Annotated in this window: 14 protein-coding genes; 6 read left to right on the top strand and 8 right to left on the bottom strand. The window is 73.8% G+C overall.

Annotated elements, in window-relative coordinates; genetic code table 11:
• The first annotated feature begins 139 nt into the window (after window positions 1-139).
• Complete coding sequence (locus tag OG406_RS33415) at window positions 140-1,606, top strand: GNAT family N-acetyltransferase (protein ID WP_329189321.1); 1,467 nt, start codon at window positions 140-142, stop codon at window positions 1,604-1,606.
• Between the two features lie 143 nt (window positions 1,607-1,749).
• Here OG406_RS33415 and OG406_RS33410 read toward each other — a convergent pair whose 3' ends face one another.
• Window positions 1,750-2,967, bottom strand: coding sequence for a trans-sulfuration enzyme family protein (locus tag OG406_RS33410; protein WP_266854234.1), 1,218 nt, complete (start codon window positions 2,965-2,967; stop codon window positions 1,750-1,752).
• A gap of 60 nt (window positions 2,968-3,027) precedes the next feature.
• On the opposite strand from OG406_RS33410, the gene OG406_RS33405 reads away from it, so the two are divergent.
• Both OG406_RS33405 and OG406_RS33400 read left to right on the top strand, forming a co-directional pair.
• Window positions 3,028-3,534 (top strand): Lrp/AsnC family transcriptional regulator, encoded by a 507-nt coding sequence (locus OG406_RS33405; RefSeq protein ID WP_081223168.1) that lies wholly within the window; start codon window positions 3,028-3,030, stop codon window positions 3,532-3,534.
• A gap of 63 nt (window positions 3,535-3,597) precedes the next feature.
• The gene (locus OG406_RS33400) at window positions 3,598-5,289 is read left to right on the top strand and encodes a DUF885 domain-containing protein (protein WP_267050172.1); all 1,692 of its coding nucleotides are present in this window, start codon (window positions 3,598-3,600) and stop codon (window positions 5,287-5,289) included.
• Window positions 5,290-5,339: 50 nt separating this feature from the next.
• Here the strand turns inward: OG406_RS33400 and OG406_RS33395 are convergent, their stop codons facing one another.
• Window positions 5,340-5,855 carry an immunity 21 family protein gene (locus tag OG406_RS33395; protein WP_164374781.1) on the bottom strand — a complete coding sequence of 172 codons (516 nt, stop codon included), beginning with the start codon at window positions 5,853-5,855 and terminating at the stop codon, window positions 5,340-5,342.
• Window positions 5,856-5,975: 120 nt separating this feature from the next.
• On the bottom strand, window positions 5,976-6,497 hold the full coding sequence (locus OG406_RS33390; protein WP_267050173.1) for a rhodanese-like domain-containing protein: 522 nt from the start codon (window positions 6,495-6,497) through the stop codon (window positions 5,976-5,978).
• Between the two features lie 181 nt (window positions 6,498-6,678).
• Here OG406_RS33390 and OG406_RS33385 point away from each other — a divergent pair, with 181 nt between their 5' ends.
• Window positions 6,679-7,125 carry an Lrp/AsnC family transcriptional regulator gene (locus OG406_RS33385; RefSeq protein WP_164374783.1) on the top strand — a complete coding sequence of 149 codons (447 nt, stop codon included), beginning with the start codon at window positions 6,679-6,681 and terminating at the stop codon, window positions 7,123-7,125.
• A 159-nt stretch (window positions 7,126-7,284) separates the two neighbouring features.
• Here OG406_RS33385 and OG406_RS33380 read toward each other — a convergent pair whose 3' ends face one another.
• From OG406_RS33380 to OG406_RS33360, 5 genes are all read right to left on the bottom strand, one after another.
• On the bottom strand, window positions 7,285-10,287 hold the full coding sequence (locus OG406_RS33380) for an SMC family ATPase (protein WP_329189316.1): 3,003 nt from the start codon (window positions 10,285-10,287) through the stop codon (window positions 7,285-7,287).
• A gap of 55 nt (window positions 10,288-10,342) precedes the next feature.
• Window positions 10,343-11,506: an exonuclease SbcCD subunit D gene (locus OG406_RS33375; RefSeq protein ID WP_329189314.1), complete on the bottom strand. Its 1,164-nt coding sequence runs from the start codon at window positions 11,504-11,506 to the stop codon at window positions 10,343-10,345.
• Window positions 11,507-11,613: 107 nt separating this feature from the next.
• Window positions 11,614-12,240, bottom strand: coding sequence for a YigZ family protein (locus tag OG406_RS33370; protein ID WP_329189312.1), 627 nt, complete (start codon window positions 12,238-12,240; stop codon window positions 11,614-11,616).
• 100 nt (window positions 12,241-12,340) lie between these two features.
• Window positions 12,341-12,883 (bottom strand): SixA phosphatase family protein, encoded by a 543-nt coding sequence (locus tag OG406_RS33365; protein ID WP_267050176.1) that lies wholly within the window; start codon window positions 12,881-12,883, stop codon window positions 12,341-12,343.
• Window positions 12,880-13,611, bottom strand: coding sequence for a hypothetical protein (locus tag OG406_RS33360; protein WP_267050177.1), 732 nt, complete (start codon window positions 13,609-13,611; stop codon window positions 12,880-12,882). Before OG406_RS33360 ends, OG406_RS33365 begins: the two co-directional genes overlap by 4 nt.
• Window positions 13,612-13,856: 245 nt before the next feature.
• Between OG406_RS33360 and OG406_RS33355 the strand changes: the two genes are divergently transcribed.
• Both OG406_RS33355 and OG406_RS33350 read left to right on the top strand, forming a co-directional pair.
• Window positions 13,857-14,264 carry a CoA-binding protein gene (locus tag OG406_RS33355; RefSeq protein WP_179165483.1) on the top strand — a complete coding sequence of 136 codons (408 nt, stop codon included), beginning with the start codon at window positions 13,857-13,859 and terminating at the stop codon, window positions 14,262-14,264.
• A 91-nt stretch (window positions 14,265-14,355) separates the two neighbouring features.
• Window positions 14,356-14,865 carry a GNAT family N-acetyltransferase gene (locus OG406_RS33350; RefSeq protein ID WP_329189309.1) on the top strand — a complete coding sequence of 170 codons (510 nt, stop codon included), beginning with the start codon at window positions 14,356-14,358 and terminating at the stop codon, window positions 14,863-14,865.

Genomic DNA, 14,865 nt, shown 5'->3' with positions numbered 1-14,865 from the left:
GCACAGCCGCGCGCACGTTCGAGGTAAAGATCCTCAAAAAAGAACTACAAAAGGGACAGAGTGACACTTAACCGATCAGTCACAAAGCGTTCGTGATCACGCAACACCGTTCCTTCACAGTGTCGGTATGACTCCAGACATGTCTGATGTGACGCGTGCGAAGCACGGACGCCCCGTCCACCACTGGCGACGCGATGTCGTCGAACTCGCCGCGCTCTTCACGGCCGTGGCGGTCGCCGACGGTGTGGCCAACCTGATCGGGCACGGGCCGGACGGCCCCGCCCTGCTGGCGATCTCGGCGGTGCTCCTGGTCGCCACGGCCGGATTCCACACATGGTGGGCACGCCGCCACGGTCACGCACCGCCGACGGGCGATACCGGCACCCGGCCCCTCGCCGAACGGCGAGCGGCCGGGCCGTCCGACGAACAGGAGCAGCACGCGGGTCCCGGCAGGCCGGAGGCCGCGGCCGGGGAGACCGTGCTGTGGCGCATGCGCACGACGGTCGAGGACGCCCCGGGTTCGCTGGCCAGGCTGTGCGCCGCCCTCGCCCACCGGCAGGTCGACATCCTGAGCCTGCAGACGCACCCCCTGGCGGACGGCACGGTGGACGAACTCCTGCTGCGCGCGCCCGCCGAGCTGGCCGCGTCCGAGATCACCCGTGACGTGGCACGGGCCGGCGGCAGCGCCACCTGGATCGAGCGGGCGGACGCCCACGACCTCGTGGACGCACCGACCCGGGTGCTGGGACTGGCCACCCGTACCGCCCTCGACGCCTCCGAACTTCCCCTCGCGCTCCGGCAGTTGCTCGGCCGGTGCACCATCCGCTCGCTGCCCGCCAAGTCGCCCCTCTCGGGACGGGCGGCGGAGGGAGCTCCCGTCGAGGGGGCGCTGGAGGGCACGGTGATGCGGCTGCGGGCGCCCGAGGGCGGAGTCATCACGGTGGAGCGGCCGTACCTGCCCTTCACCCCCACCGAGTTCGCGCGGGCGCGGGCGCTGGTGGAACTGGACGCGCGGCTCGGTCCGCGGATCCCCGGCGGCAGGGACCTGCTGACGCTTCCGCAGGGCAACGCGATCACCGTGCGGCGCGCCGACCTCTCCGACGTCGAGGCGGCCAAGGCGATGCACGAGCGCTGCTCGCCGCGCACGCTGGGCATGCGGTATCACGGCCCGGTCGGTGACGCCGACCGCTATCTCAACCACCTGCTCAGCCCCAGCTTCGGCCGCACCCTCGCCGTGCAGACGGCGTCGGGCCGGATCGTCGGACTCGGCCACCTCCTCTGGGACGGCGACGAGACGGAGGTCGCCCTCCTCGTCGAGGACGAGTGGCAGCGACGCGGCATCGGGACCGAACTGATCGGCCGCCTGGTGACGATGGCGGTGGAGGCCGGCTGCGAGAGCGTGTACGCCGTCACGCAGGCCTCCAACACCGGCATGGTCGCCGCGATGCGCAGTCTGGGACTCCCTCTCGACTACCAGATCGAGGAGGGCACCCTCGTCATCACCGCCCGTCTGGAGACGACGCCGGTGACCACCTCGCTGCTGCCGTACGAGCAGGGTGTCGGCGAGGGCCAGGAGCAGCACGGGACGCGAGCGGTCCGGGACTGACCCGCGAGCCGGTGAACGGGCGTGCCCGTTCACCGGCGGGGCGAAGGCGGCGGGCGGCACCACCCACCGGGGGGCTCGCCACCGCCTCGCCCGTCCCCCGCACCCGAGCCCCGGCGCTCCCCCGCACCCGCTCCCCGCCCCCCTCAGCCGCCGCTCGTGAACCCCAGCGCGCCGTCCAGGTCGGACCACAGGTCGTCGACGTCCTCCAGGCCCACCGACAGGCGCAACAGCCGGTCGCTGACGCCCGCGTCATGGCGGTCCTCGGTGGGCACGATGCGGTGGCTGATGGATGCCGGGTGCTGGATGAGGCTGTCCACACTGCCGAGGCTCACCGCCGGGGTGATGAGCCGGACCCCGGCGATGACGTCGTGCGGGTCGCCGTGCACCTCGAACGCGATCATGGCGCCGCCGATGCGCGGGTAGTGGACGCGGGCCACGCGCGGGTCGTCGGCCAGTCGGCGGGCGAGTTCGGCGGCGTTCGAGGAGGCGGCCCGGACCCGTACCGGCAGGGTCGACAGGCCGCGGAGCAGCAGATAGCCGGCCAGCGGGTGCAGGACACCGCCCGTCGCGAACCGCACCTGGCGCAGCCCGCGCGCGAACTCCTCGTCGCACGCCACCACGCCGGCCATGACGTCGCCGTGTCCGCCGAGGTACTTGGTGGCGCTGTGCAGGACCAGCCGCGCGCCCTGTTCGACGGGGCGTTGGAGCACGGGGGTGGCGAAGGTGTTGTCGGCGAGGAGCGGGACGGACCCGCAGGCGTGCGCGACGGCCCGGAGGTCGAGTTCGGCGAGCGTCGGGTTGGCGGGCGACTCGACCATCACGAGGCCCGTGTCCGGACGCAGCGCGTCGGCGATGCCGGCCGGGTCGACCCAGGTGACCTCGGAGCCGAGGAGCCCCGCCGTGAGCAGGTGGTCGCTGCACCCGTACAGGGGCCGGACGGCGACGACATGGCGCAGGCCCATCGCGTTCCGTACCAGCAGCACGGCGCTGAGTGCGGCCATGCCGCTCGCGAAGGCGACCGCGCTCTCGGTGCCTTCGAGGCGCGCGAGGGCCGTCTCGAAGCGGGCCACGGTCGGGTTGCCGAGGCGCCCGTAGACGGGCGGGCCCTCGGGTTCGGCGCCCTCGGCGGCGAACGCGTCGATGCGGGCCGCCTCCCCGCGGCTGTCGTACGAGGGATAGGTGGTGGACAGGTCGATCGGGGCCGCGTGCAGCCCGAGGGCGGCCAGATCCTCCCGGCCGGCGTGCACGGCCTCGGTGGCGAGGGCCCGGGGGCGGGCGACGGAAGCGGCGCCGGTTCCCCGCCGGTCGTCGCGGGCGTCGGCGTCGTACGCGTCTGCGGTGTCGTACACAACGGAGTCCATGGGAGGAAGCCTGAACACCCGACGGGGTTCGGGCGCCGCATCCCGTGTTACGTTCGCGCCATGGCCGATTCCGTCGTACTCGATCCGGTCGATCTTCATCTGCTGCGGCTGTTGCAGAACGACGCCCGGACGACGTACCGGGATCTCGCGGCACAGGTGGGTGTCGCGCCCTCGACCTGTCTGGACCGCGTGACGCGGCTGCGGCGGGCGGGGGTCATTCTCGGCCATCAGCTGCGGCTGGACCCGGCGAAGCTGGGGCGGGGTCTCGAAGCCCTGCTGTCCGTGCAGGTCCGGCCGCACCGGCGGGAGTTGGTGGGCCCGTTCGTGGACCGGATCAGGCTGCTGCCGGAGTCCCGGACCGTCTTCCACCTCACCGGCCCGGACGACTACCTCATCCACGTCGCGGTCGCGGACATGGCGGATCTTCAGCGGCTGGTGCTCGACGAGTTCACCTCCCAACGCGAAGTGGCTCGCGTCGAGACGCGGTTGATCTTCCAGCAGTGGGACTGCGGACCGCTGCTGCCCCCGGCCCCGGCAGGGTCGTCACCGGCGGCGAAATCCGGTTGATGCGGTGACCGGACCGGCGGACCGGGGCTGACGCGGCGGCCGTCCCCGTACGAGGATGGCCGCATGTCACAGACGAAGAAGCCGCTGCCCCGCGAGGTCGCCGACGCGTACGTCGACGAGCTCACCGCCCTCGATCCGGTCCTCGGTACCTATCTCGGGGTTCCGGAGAGCTACGGCAGGCTCCCCGACACCTCGCCCGCCGGCCAGGAGGCCGTCGCCGAACTGGCGCGCGTCACGCTCGCCCGGCTCGACGAGGCCGAGCGGCAGCCCGGAGCGGAGCGTGACATCGAGCGCCGCTGCGGCCGACTCCTGCGGGAGCGGCTCACCGCCGAACTCGCGGTCCACGACGCCGGCGAGGGCCTGCGGGCGGTCGGCAACCTGCACACCCCGGTGCATTCGGTGCGGCAGGTCTTCACGCTGACGCCGACCGGGACGGACGAGGACTGGGCCACCGTCGCCCAGCGGCTGCGGGCGGTACCGGCCGCGCTCACCGGCTACCGCGAGTCGCTCGCCCTCGGCCTGGACCGCAAGCTGTACGCCGCCCCGCGCCCGGCCGCCACGTTCATCGAGCAGCTCACCGAGTGGTCGGACACGGACGGGCAGGGGCGCGGCTGGTTCGAGGACTTCGTCTCGGCGGGCCCGGCGTCGCTGCGCGAGGAGCTGGACACGGCGGCGCGGACCGCGACGGAGGCGCTGCTCTCCCTGCGGGACTGGATGCGCGACGTGTACGCGCCGACGATCGAGGGCGGGTCCGAGACGGTGGGCCGCGAACGGTACGCGCGGCTCGCGCGCTACTTCAACGGCACGGATCTCGACCTGGACGAGGCGTACGCGTACGGCTGGGCCGAGTACCACCGGCTGCTCGCCGAGATGAGGACGGAGGCCGAGAAGATCCTGCCCGGCGCGTCGACCCCGTGGGTGGCGCTCGCGCACCTCGACGAGCACGGCCGGCACATCGAGGGCGTCGACGAGGTCCAGGCCTGGCTCCAGGGGCTGATGGACGAGGCGATCACGGCCCTGGACGGCACCCACTTCGAACTGGCCGAGCAGGTCAAGCGGGTGGAGTCGCGCATCGCCCCGCCCGGCAGCGCCGCCGCCCCCTACTACACGGCCCCCTCGCAGGACTTCTCGCGCCCGGGCCGCACCTGGCTGCCCACGATGGGCGCGACCCGCTTCCCGGTCTACGATCTCGTGTCGACCTGGTACCACGAGGGCGTGCCCGGCCATCACCTGCAGCTCGCCCAGTGGGTGCACGTGGTCGATGACCTGTCCCGCTACCAGTCCGGCGTCGGCCGGGTCAGCGCCAACTGCGAGGGCTGGGCGCTGTACGCGGAGCGCCTGATGGACGAACTGGGGTTCCTCACGGACGCGGAGCAGCGGCTCGGCTACCTCGACGCGCAGATGATGCGGGCCGCCCGCGTGATCATCGACATCGGGATGCACCTGGGGCTGGAGATCCCGGCCGACGCGCCGTTCCACCCGGGCGAGCGCTGGACGCCGGACCTGGCGCAGGAGTTCTTCGGTGCGCACAGCAGTCGTCCCTCGGACTTCGTGGAGAGCGAGCTGACCCGCTACCTCACGATGCCCGGGCAGGCCATCGGCTACAAGATCGGCGAGCGCGCCTGGCTGTTGGGCCGCGAGAACGCGAAGCGGCGCCACGGTGACGCCTTCGACGCCAAGGCGTGGCACATGGCCGCCCTGTCGCTGGGGTCGCTCGGACTGGACGATCTGGTGGAGGAGCTGTCCCGGCTCTGACCGCGGCGTGCGGGGCGGCCCTGCCGGCGAGGGCCGCTCCGCACCACGCGTCAGTGCGCGAGCCGACGCAGCTGGACGAGCCCCACCCATGTCTCGGGGCCCGGCTCGACATGGGCCGCGCGGACCCCGTACCGGCCCGGCGCGAGGGCCACCTTCAGGTGGTCGGTGCGCTCGGAGGCCGGGCCGGGCCACGCGGCGTCGAAGAGGACGACGGGGCCGGGCACGTTCCACTGCACCTCCGGATCCCACACGGCCGTCGCGAGGGCCGCCGGGACGACGGCGAGGAGTTCGTCCTCGGACTCGGCGGCGCTCCACCGTACGAAGACGCCGTGCTCGGGGAGGTAGGAGGTCGAGGCGGGTTCGTCGCCGAGGACCAGGGCTCTGGAGTCGCCGACGGGTACGAGCCCGATGAAGCCCTCGACATCGCAGGCCCGGTCGTAGTCGGAGGACATCTCGTCGCCGTCCGCCCCCGACCAGAACGGCAGGACCGCTTCCGGGATCGCTATGAGCGGCCCGCCGCCCGACTCCACCCACTCGACCGCACCGGGCTCCGCGTATCTGACCATGGGCAGAAGCTACACGGCGCCCGCCGGCATCCGTTCGGCAGGCGCCCCGAAGCCGCCCGGTACCGCGCCGGTGATGCCTTGAACGTCCAATTGGCGCCCCTCAGGCCCTTGTTGGGACACTCAGCAACCGCAGTCGTCCGTGTCCACGGGTGATGTCAACGGGTCGGCGGCGCGGCGCTCCCGCCCCTGCCAGGTCTCGAACTCGAAGCCCTCGCGCGCCCAGTACTCGAAGCCACCGAGCATCTCCTTGACCTGGTAGCCCAGTTCGGCGAGGGCGAGCGCCGCACGGGTTCCGCCGTTGCAGCCGGGGCCCCAGCAGTACGTGACGACGGGCACCGACCGGTCGAGCAGGTGCCCGGCCTGCTCGGGGATGAGAGCGGTCGGCAGGTGGACCGCGCCGGGAACGTGTCCCTGGTCCCAGGACGCGGTGGAGCGGGAGTCGAGAACGACGAATCCGGGGTCCCCGCCGGCGGAGAGGGCCGCCGCCACGTCGGACACGTCCGCGTGGAAGGCGAGGCTCGCCCCGAAGTAGGCCGCCGCGACGGCCGGCGAGGCGGGCGCGACCCGCAGAACGGGGTTCGCCGGTGTGGCCTCCGGAGTCGCAGCGGTCTCGGTTGCCGTGCCGGCAGTGGTGACAGTCATGGTCTGGCCTTCCACCCGTGTCCCGCCGGCCCGGTGCCGCCGTCGCCACCCCGGTACGTGTGCCGCACCGGTCCCGCGGGACTTCCTGACCAGAAATCTACGGTCGTCGATCGCCGTCCTGAAGCGACGATCCACGGCATCGCTCTTGATCCGCCGGGGATTCGGCTGGTATGCATCAACAGTGACCGCGTATTCCCCGGACGCCACCGACTGGCGCATCCTCGACGTCCTCCAGCGGGAGGGCCGAGCCAGCTTCGCCGACCTGGCCCGTGCCGTCTCCATGTCCGCGAGCGCCGTCACCGAGCGGGTGCGGCGCCTGGAGGAGGCGGGCGTCATCCAGGGGTACGCGGCCGTCGTCGCGCCGGAGAGTCTGGGGATGCCGATCCTCGCCTTCGTGCGGCTCCGGTATCCGAACGGCAACTACAAGCCGTTCCACGACCTCGTCGAGGCGACGCCCGAGATTCTCGAGGCCCATCACGTGACCGGCGACGACTGCTTCGTCATCAAGGTCGCGGCGCGTTCGATGACCCACCTGGAGACGGTGGCGGGCAAGATCGGCACGCTGGGCTCGGTGACGACGAGCGTCGTCTACTCCTCGCCGCTGCCCCGCCGCCCGCTGGGCCACTGACGCCGACGCGGTGGACGCGACGGCCGGGTCGGCCGGGTCGGCCGCTGACGCGAACGGGCGTGGAAAGGCGCCGGGACGGCAGGCAGGTGTCAGCCTCGGCGCCGCCCGCTGGAGGTCCCGCCCGGCGTCGCCGGCCTCACGGCCCGGTGAGCGCCCCGCTCACCCCTCGCCGCCCCGCTGCCGCACGACCGACCCCGTCCTCCCCTTCACCACTTCCAGCTGGGCGTGGATGCGACGGCGCAGGTCGGCGACATGGCTGACGATGCCGACGCTGCGGTCGCGCTCGCGCAGCGAGTCGAGGACGTCGAGGACCTCGTCGAGGGTCTGGTCGTCGAGGCTGCCGAAGCCCTCGTCGATGAAGAGCGTGTCGAGCCGGACCCCGCCGGCCTCGTCGGTCACGACGTCCGCGAGACCGAGGGCGAGGGCGAGGGAGGCGAAGAACGTCTCGCCGCCCGACAGGGTCGCCGTGTCGCGCTCGCGTCCGGTCCACGCGTCCACGACGTGCAGCCCGAGCCCGCTGCGGCCCCGGCCGGCGCGGTCGTCGGAGTGCACCAGGGTGTAGCGCCCGGAGGACATGCGCTGCAGCCGTACGGTCGCGGCGGCGGCGACCTGCTCCAGGCGGGCGGCGAGGACGTACGACTCCAGGCGCATCCTGCGTTCGTTGTCCGCCGACGTGCCCGCGGCGAGACCGGCCAGCCCGGCCACCCGGTCGTACTCCGCGCGCAGCGGGGCGAGCCGGACCACTCCCCTGACGGCCCGGGCGGAGAGGCCGTCCAGCTCCGTGCAGCGGCGAGCCGCCGCGTCCTGCGTCGAGGCGGCCTCCCGCAGGCGCCGGTCGGCGGCTTCGGCGGCCCGCTCGGCGGCGGGCAGCTCCGCCGGCGGGCGGCGGGCGGCGTCCGCCGTGTCGGCCTCGGCGAGCACGGCACGGACCGCGGACTCCTCGAACTGCCACGCGTCGAGCCGCCGTTGGAGATCGCGGTGGGCCTCGTCGTCGAGCAGCGCGTCGGCTGCGGCCCGGGGGGTCTCGAACCCGGCGCGGAAGGCGGCGTCGGCGAGTCGCGCGTCGGCGTCCTTCAGGCGCTGCGCGGTGTCCTCGAACGCGCGGGCGCAGTCCGCCGCCTCGGTGAGGAGCGCGGCCTGCCGCTCCAGCTGGGCGGCCCGCACGGTCACGCTCACGGCGGCAGCGCGCGCCTGCTCCAACTCCTCTTCCAGTGCGGCCTTCTCGCGGTCGAGGGCGTCCCTGAGCGAGGCGCGTGAGGCGACCCGGCGGGAGGCTTCCTGCTGGGAGGCCAGCCGCTGCCGGTGTTCCCGCTCGGCCTGTTCGCGCGCCTCGCGAGCCGCGTGCAGCCCGGAGGCCGCTCCGCGTGCCTGGTCGAGGAGCCGCTCCAGTTCCTCTGCCTCTTCGGCGAGTTGCCCGGTCGGTGCGTCTCCGGCCTCGGCCGTGGCGGCGGCCAGGGCCTCGCGGACGACACCGAGGCGCCGCTCCGCCTCGGCCCGCTCCTCGTCGGCGCGCTGGTAGGCGGCGAGGGCACGCTCCTCCGTCTCGCGGTCGACGTGTCCGGCGATCTTCCGCGCGGGGGCGGGGTGTTCGGTGGCGCCGCAGACGGCGCAGGCCTCTCCGTCGACGAGGCCGGCCGCAAGTTCGGCGGCGATGCCCTGGAGGCGCTGCTCCTTCAGGTCGAGCCACCGGGTGCGGGCCTCGGTGGCCGTCTCGCGCGCGGTGAGGGTCCGCTCGTGGGCGTCCTCGGTGTCCCGGGCGAACGCGTCGCGCTCGCGGGCCGCACCGAGCCGCTTGATCGCGGGGTCGCGCTGCACGCCGAGCTGTTCCGCGCGGGAGGCGGCGTCCTGCGCGGCCTCGATCCGCGCCTCGATGTCCGCGCGCAGGTTCTCCCAGTCGGCCAGCCAGCTCTCGGTGTCCTGGAGGACGTCCTCGTCGGCCCGCTCCTGGCGGTCCAGAGCGGCGCGCTCCGTGCCGAGCTCGGTGAGGCGGCGCTCGGCGCGGCGTGCCGACGCGAGGCCGCCGAGCTCCTCGGCGGCCTTGCGTGCGGCGGCGGCCAGCCCCGGGGCTCCGGCCCCGGCGAACGTCTCCGGCAGCTCCGCCCGCGCGCGGGTCTCCGCGTCGGCCGCCCGCCGGTGCTCGGCCTCGGCCGCCTCGCGCAGGTCGAGCGCGGGAGCGACGGCCTCTGCCTTGCGGGCGCGCTCCATCCGCGTCCGGGCGTCGCGGTGGGCGTCGGCGCGGTCCTCCAGGCGCGCGGCCCGCTCCCGTGCTTCGGTGAACCGGCGCTGCAGCCGGTCCACTTCACGTACCTCGTCCAGTGCACGGTCCGCCTCCGCCTGCGCCGACTCGGCGGCCCGGCGCGCGCAGTGGGCGATGGTCGACCGCTCGCGCGCGGTGCTGCGGGCCACCGCCGCCCAGGCGAGCACGGACTCGGCGAGACCCGGATCCCCCGGGTCCAGGTCGGGGAACGGAACCTCGGTGATGTCCCCCGCCTCCTGGTGCATGCGGTGCGCGTCGGCGAGCAGCGCGGCGTCTCCGGACCGCACCTCGGCCTCGGTGGCCCGGCGCCGCTCGGCGAGGCGCTTCTCCACCTCCGCGAACCGGTGGGTGTCGAAGAGCCGGCCGAGCAGCTTGCCGCGGGCCTCGGCGTCGGCGCGCAGGAAACGCGCGAAGTCTCCCTGGGGCAGCAGCACGACCTGGCAGAACTGCTCACGGCTCATGCCGAGCAGTTGGGTGATCTCCTCGCCGATCTCCTGGTGGGAGCGGCTGAGGTCCGTCCACGCGCCGGCGGCGGAGTCGTAGGCGCGCAGCCAGCTCTGCGCCTTCTCGGTCGTGGTGCCGGTGCCGCGCTTCTTGGGGCGCGCCCAGGGCGGTTGCCGGGTGACCTCCAGGCGCCTTCCGGCGACGGTGAGTTCGAGGCGGACCTCGGTGCGGGTGGCGGGGGCCGCGTGGTCGCTGCGCAGGCCGAGGCCCTGACCGCTCTGCCGGGCGCCGGGGACCGCGCCGTACAGCGCGAAGCAGACGGCGTCGAGGACGGAGGTCTTGCCGGCGCCCGTCGGGCCGTGCAGCAGGAAGAGTCCGGCGGCGGACAGCTCGTCGAAGTCGACCCGCTGGGTGCCGCCGAAGGGGCCGAAGGCGGTGATGTCCAGGCGGTGCAGCCTCATCGGGTCCTCTCGATGTCCGGGCGTGCGGTCCCAGGGGGGTGCGGCGGGCGGGGTGTCACCGGGCGGTCTCCCGTACGGTCTCGTCGGCGCGGACGGCGTCGAACGCGTCCCGCAGCACGGCCTGTTCGCTCGGGTCGGGGCCCGCCCCGCGCACGTGCGCGACGAAGTCCTCGGCGATCTCCTGCTCGCTGCGGCCGGCGAGGCGCCGCGCGTACGAGACGTCGGGGTCCTGAGGAGCGCGCTCGGGGTCGAAGACGAGGCTGAGCGTGTGCGGGAAGCGCTCGGTCAGCCGGGCCATGGGATCGGCGGGCCGCACCGGGTCGGTGAGGGTGGCCTCGACCCAGGCGTCCTCGTGACGCGCCAGGGCCGGGTCGGCGAGCAGGTCCTCCAGGTGGCCGCGGACGCGGGCGAGGCCGCGTGGCACGGGGCAGTCGATCCGCTCCGCGTCCAGGGAGCCGTCGGGCCCGAGGTCCACCAGCCACATGGTCTTGCGGTGGTCGGCCTCCGAGAAGGAGTACGGGAGGGGGGAGCCCGAGTAGCGCACGCGCTCGCTGATGGTCTGGCTGCCGTGCAGATGGCCGAGGGCGGTGTAGTCGACGCCGTCGAAGACCCCGGCGGGCACGGAGGCGACCCCGCCGACGGTGATGTCCCGCTCGCTGTCGCTCACCGCGCCGCCGGTGACGAAGGCGTGGGCGAGGACGACGGAGCGGGTACCCGGCGCGCGCATGGCGAGGTCGGCGCGGACCCGGTCCATGGCGGCGGCCAGCACGGCTTCGTGGCCCGGCTTGTCCACGCCGAACTCGTCCTTCACGAGGGCCGGTTCGAGGTAGGGCAGGCCGTAGAAGGCGACGTCGCCGTGGCCGTCGGTGAGCACCACGGGCGTGCCGCAGGCCGTGGCGTCGGTCCGCAGGTGGATGCCCGCCCGGTCGATGAGCCCGGCACCGACGCCGAGGCGTCGCGCGGAGTCGTGGTTGCCGGAGATCATGATCGTGGGCACGCCGAGGTCGGCCAGCCGGTGCAGGGCGTCGTCGAAGAGCTGGACGGCGGCGAGCGGCGGGACGGCACGGTCGTACACGTCTCCCGAGACGACCACGGCGTCCGCCTCGCGCTCGCGGGCGGTGCCGACGAGATGGCCGATGAACCCGGCCTGGGCGTCGAGCATGTTCACCCGGTGGAACGCCCGGCCCAGATGCCAGTCGGAAGTGTGCAGGAGCCTCATGATCCCCGAAGGGTAACGGCCGGGTCTGACATCACGGGCGGTTACTCCCGTATCAGCCCGTCATGAACGCAAGGGAGTTGACCGTTTCGTCCGGTTCGCCCTGCCTGTCACACGTCTCCGTAGGCCTCTCCGCCCAGCTCGAACCCGGCCGCCCCCGCGGTCGCGTCGGCCAGCCAGGCGCGGAACGCGTCCACGTCGGCGTCCGGCAGCCCGATCTCGATGGTGACCGCCTCGCCGTAACGAACATCACGCACCTCGCGCCCGGTGGAGCGGAGATCGTTCTCCACCTTGCCGGCCCGCTGGTGGTCGACGGTGACGGTCGCCAGCCGGAACCGGCGCCGGGTGATGGTGCCCAGTTCGTCCAGCGCTTCGCCCACCGAGCCGCCGTACGCCCTGATCAGTCCACCGGCGCCGAGCTTGATCCCGCCGTAGTAGCGGGTGACGACGGCGACGACGTACCGCATGTCGCGGCGCAGCAGCATCTGGAGCATGGGGACGCCCGCGGTGCCGCCCGGTTCGCCGTCGTCGCTCGCCTTCTGCACGGCCGCGTCGGCCCCGATGACGTAGGCGGAGCAGTTGTGGCTCGCGTCGGCGTGCCGCTTGCGGACGGCGGCGATGAAGTCCTGGGCCTCCTGCTCGGTGGCGGCCGGGGCGAGGGCGCACAGGAAGCGGGAGCGGTTGATCTCGGTCTCGTGCACACCCGCGCGGGCCACGGTGCGGTACTCGTCCTGCATCGTCCCAGCGTATGCGCTGTACGCGCGCGTGCCCGACGGCGGTGCCGCCCGACCGGCACCGGAGGGTCGGGGCCGGCCGGCGACCGGCCGGCCCCGCGGATCAGGCTTTCTTGCCGCGTGGCACGGCGACGTCCGTCAGCAGTGCCGTGCCGGGCGCCAGTTCGTGCCAGCCCGCGGCGTGCCAGACGAGGACCGCGACGGCCGACGTCGGGTACTTCGTCCTGACCTGGTCCAGTGTGTCGTCGAATCCGTCACCGGCGAGTGTGAGGATCAGTTCCTCGAGCCCGGGGTTGTGTCCGATCAGCAGCAACGTCCTCACCCGTTCGGGGACTTCGCGTACCGCTTCGAGCAGCTCGGGTACGTCCGCCGCGTACAGCCGTTCGTCGACCCGTACCGGCGGCGGCGTGCCCCACTGGTCGGCCGCGAGTTCCCAGGTCCGCCGGGCGCGTACGGCGGTGGAGCAGAGCGCGAGGTCGGGGATCCAGTCGGCTTCGGCCAGCGCGCGTCCGGCCGCGGGCGCGTCCCGCAGTCCGCGCGGCGCGAGAGGGCGCTCATGGTCGGGGACTCCGGCCGGGTAGGCGGACTTCGCGTGCCGCAGCACGACGAGTCTGCGCCGCGGGCCCGCCTGGGCGCGCCGGTTCACCACGCCGAACCGATCTCGCGGGTGAGTTCCAGGCCGAGCAGCCGGTCGGCGTAGGCGTAGGACTCGAAGCGCGCTCCCTCCGCGAGGTCCGACGTCTCGATCCACCCCAGCACGTCCAGGACGGCGGGGACGTCCAGGTCGTCCTCCCAGGCGGTGCGCAGCCGCAGGCGTACGGCGTCGGGGACGGCCTTGGACGGCCGGGTGGCCCAGGCTGCGACGGCGGCGCGCCGGCGCTTGAGGGTGCTCTCGGCGTCCGCCAGGGCCGCCGCGTCGAGACGGAGGGGCCGGTCCCTGGGGGGTGTGAGCAGCGCCAGGCGCAGGACGGTGGGGTCGGCGGGTGCGGGAACCGGGCCGCCGTCGGTGTCGACGGGCGCCACCTCGAACCGGACGGCGTCCGTCGCCGTTCCGCCCGCGGCGCACACCTCGACCGTCTGGGATGCCGCCGGTCCCGTTCCGGTGTCGTGATGCTCCTCGAAGGGCCGGATGCCGAGTCCGGCAGCGCTCTCCCTCAGCCTGTCCGCGTCGGCAGGATCCTCGGCCGACGTCAGGGTCGACCACACGGGGTTGCTGCCGACCTCCAGGGCCCGTACCAGGACGTCGGCGCAGACCAGCACCCGCAGCGCCGTGGTGTCGAACGCGTCCACGCGCGCGTGGACCCGGACCAGGCCGCGGCGGGCGCGGGCGGCGTCGATGAGTTCGCCCGTACGGGCGTCGAGGATACGGAGCACGGGCTGAGCCTAGGCCGGTGGGCGGCCGGGCGCGGGGAGGTCGGCGCCATTCCGGACGGGCACTCCCGCCCGCGCGACCCAAGGGTGCCCGGGTCGCGCCGCCTTCGCCGGTTCTCCGCCCGCCCGGCGGCGACGTCGGCGAACCGCCGGGAACCGACGGGAATCACCGCGTGACGCGAGCCGTTGTGCCTGGTGAGCGGCCGGAGGGCCGAGCATCCATGTCAGGGACCACGAGGAGGCCGAGCGTGTACGGCGACCAGGCAACGATCCGCAAGATCCTCACCGAGCTGGGCGACACCTGGGCGATCGTCGGGCTCTCCTCGAACCAGCACCGCGCGGCCTACGGCGTGGCCGACGTCCTCCAGCGCTTCGGCAAGCGGATCGTGCCGGTGCACCCCAAGGCCGAGACGGTCCACGGGGAGAAGGGGTACGCGTCGCTGGCGGACATCCCCTTCGAGGTCGATGTCGTCGACGTCTTCGTCAACAGCGGGCTGGCCGGTCCGGTCGCGGACGAGGCCGTCACCATCGGGGCCAAGGGCGTGTGGTTCCAGCTGGACGTGATCGACGAGGGCGCCTACGAACGGACGCGCGCCGCCGGGCTCGACATGGTGATGGACCGCTGCCCCGCGATCGAGATCCCGCGTCTCGGCTGAACCGGCGGAGCACGACCGCCCGGGCACCGTCCGGACGGCCTTGCGCGCAAACGCCGTTGACGGCGGGCCGCCCGGGCGGTCTCCTGTTCCGGTGCCCACACTGCGTATCGAGAAGCCTGCCGACGACGCCCGTCTCAGGGACTGGCAGCACGTCCACAACGTGATCGTGCCGCCCGCCGCCCTGTCGCTCGACGAGGTGCGCGAGCGGGTCCGGCGCTACCGTCTGGAGGTCGCGTACGTGGGTGACGTCCTGGTGGGCTGCACGACCGTGCGCCCGCCGGCCGGGGACGGCGGGACCGCGACCGTCATCGCGCGCGTGCTGGCCGAGCACCGCGGACAGGGCTTCGGCGAGGAGCTGTACGCCCGCGGCCTGGCCGAGGCCCGGGCGCTGGGTGCCGAGACGATCGAGACGGTGGTGCTCGCGGCCAACGAGGCGGGCCTGCGCTTCGCCCGACACCACGGGTTCGTGGAGTCCGACCGGTACGTCCTGCCTGGCGAGTCGGCGGAGTGGGTCGATCTCCGCCTGGCCCAGGGCCCGTTCCCCGCCTTCACTCCACCCCTTCCTCACGCAGACAGGTCCGGCAGGTCCGGAGCGTCCTGA

This window comes from Streptomyces sp. NBC_01428 (assembly GCF_036231965.1).
Classification (GTDB): Bacteria; Actinomycetota; Actinomycetes; order Streptomycetales; family Streptomycetaceae; genus Streptomyces.
Note: the sequence above shows the minus strand (reverse complement) of the source record. Positions and strands in the feature narration are given on the sequence as shown.

Excerpts from the sequence above, each read along its gene's own strand:
- OG406_RS33370 (WP_329189312.1), bottom strand. The coding sequence starts at position 12,240 with ATGCAGGACGAGTACCGCACCGTGGCCCGCGCGGGTGTGCACGAGACC.
- OG406_RS33395 (WP_164374781.1), bottom strand. The coding sequence starts at position 5,855 with ATGGTCAGATACGCGGAGCCCGGTGCGGTCGAGTGGGTGGAGTCGGGC.
- OG406_RS33380 (WP_329189316.1), bottom strand. The coding sequence starts at position 10,287 with ATGAGGCTGCACCGCCTGGACATCACCGCCTTCGGCCCCTTCGGCGGC.
- OG406_RS33400 (WP_267050172.1), top strand. The coding sequence starts at position 3,598 with ATGTCACAGACGAAGAAGCCGCTGCCCCGCGAGGTCGCCGACGCGTAC.
- OG406_RS33410 (WP_266854234.1), bottom strand. The coding sequence starts at position 2,967 with ATGGACTCCGTTGTGTACGACACCGCAGACGCGTACGACGCCGACGCC.
- OG406_RS33415 (WP_329189321.1), top strand. The coding sequence starts at position 140 with ATGTCTGATGTGACGCGTGCGAAGCACGGACGCCCCGTCCACCACTGG.
- OG406_RS33375 (WP_329189314.1), bottom strand. The coding sequence starts at position 11,506 with ATGAGGCTCCTGCACACTTCCGACTGGCATCTGGGCCGGGCGTTCCAC.
- OG406_RS33405 (WP_081223168.1), top strand. The coding sequence starts at position 3,028 with ATGGCCGATTCCGTCGTACTCGATCCGGTCGATCTTCATCTGCTGCGG.
- OG406_RS33390 (WP_267050173.1), bottom strand. The coding sequence starts at position 6,497 with ATGACTGTCACCACTGCCGGCACGGCAACCGAGACCGCTGCGACTCCG.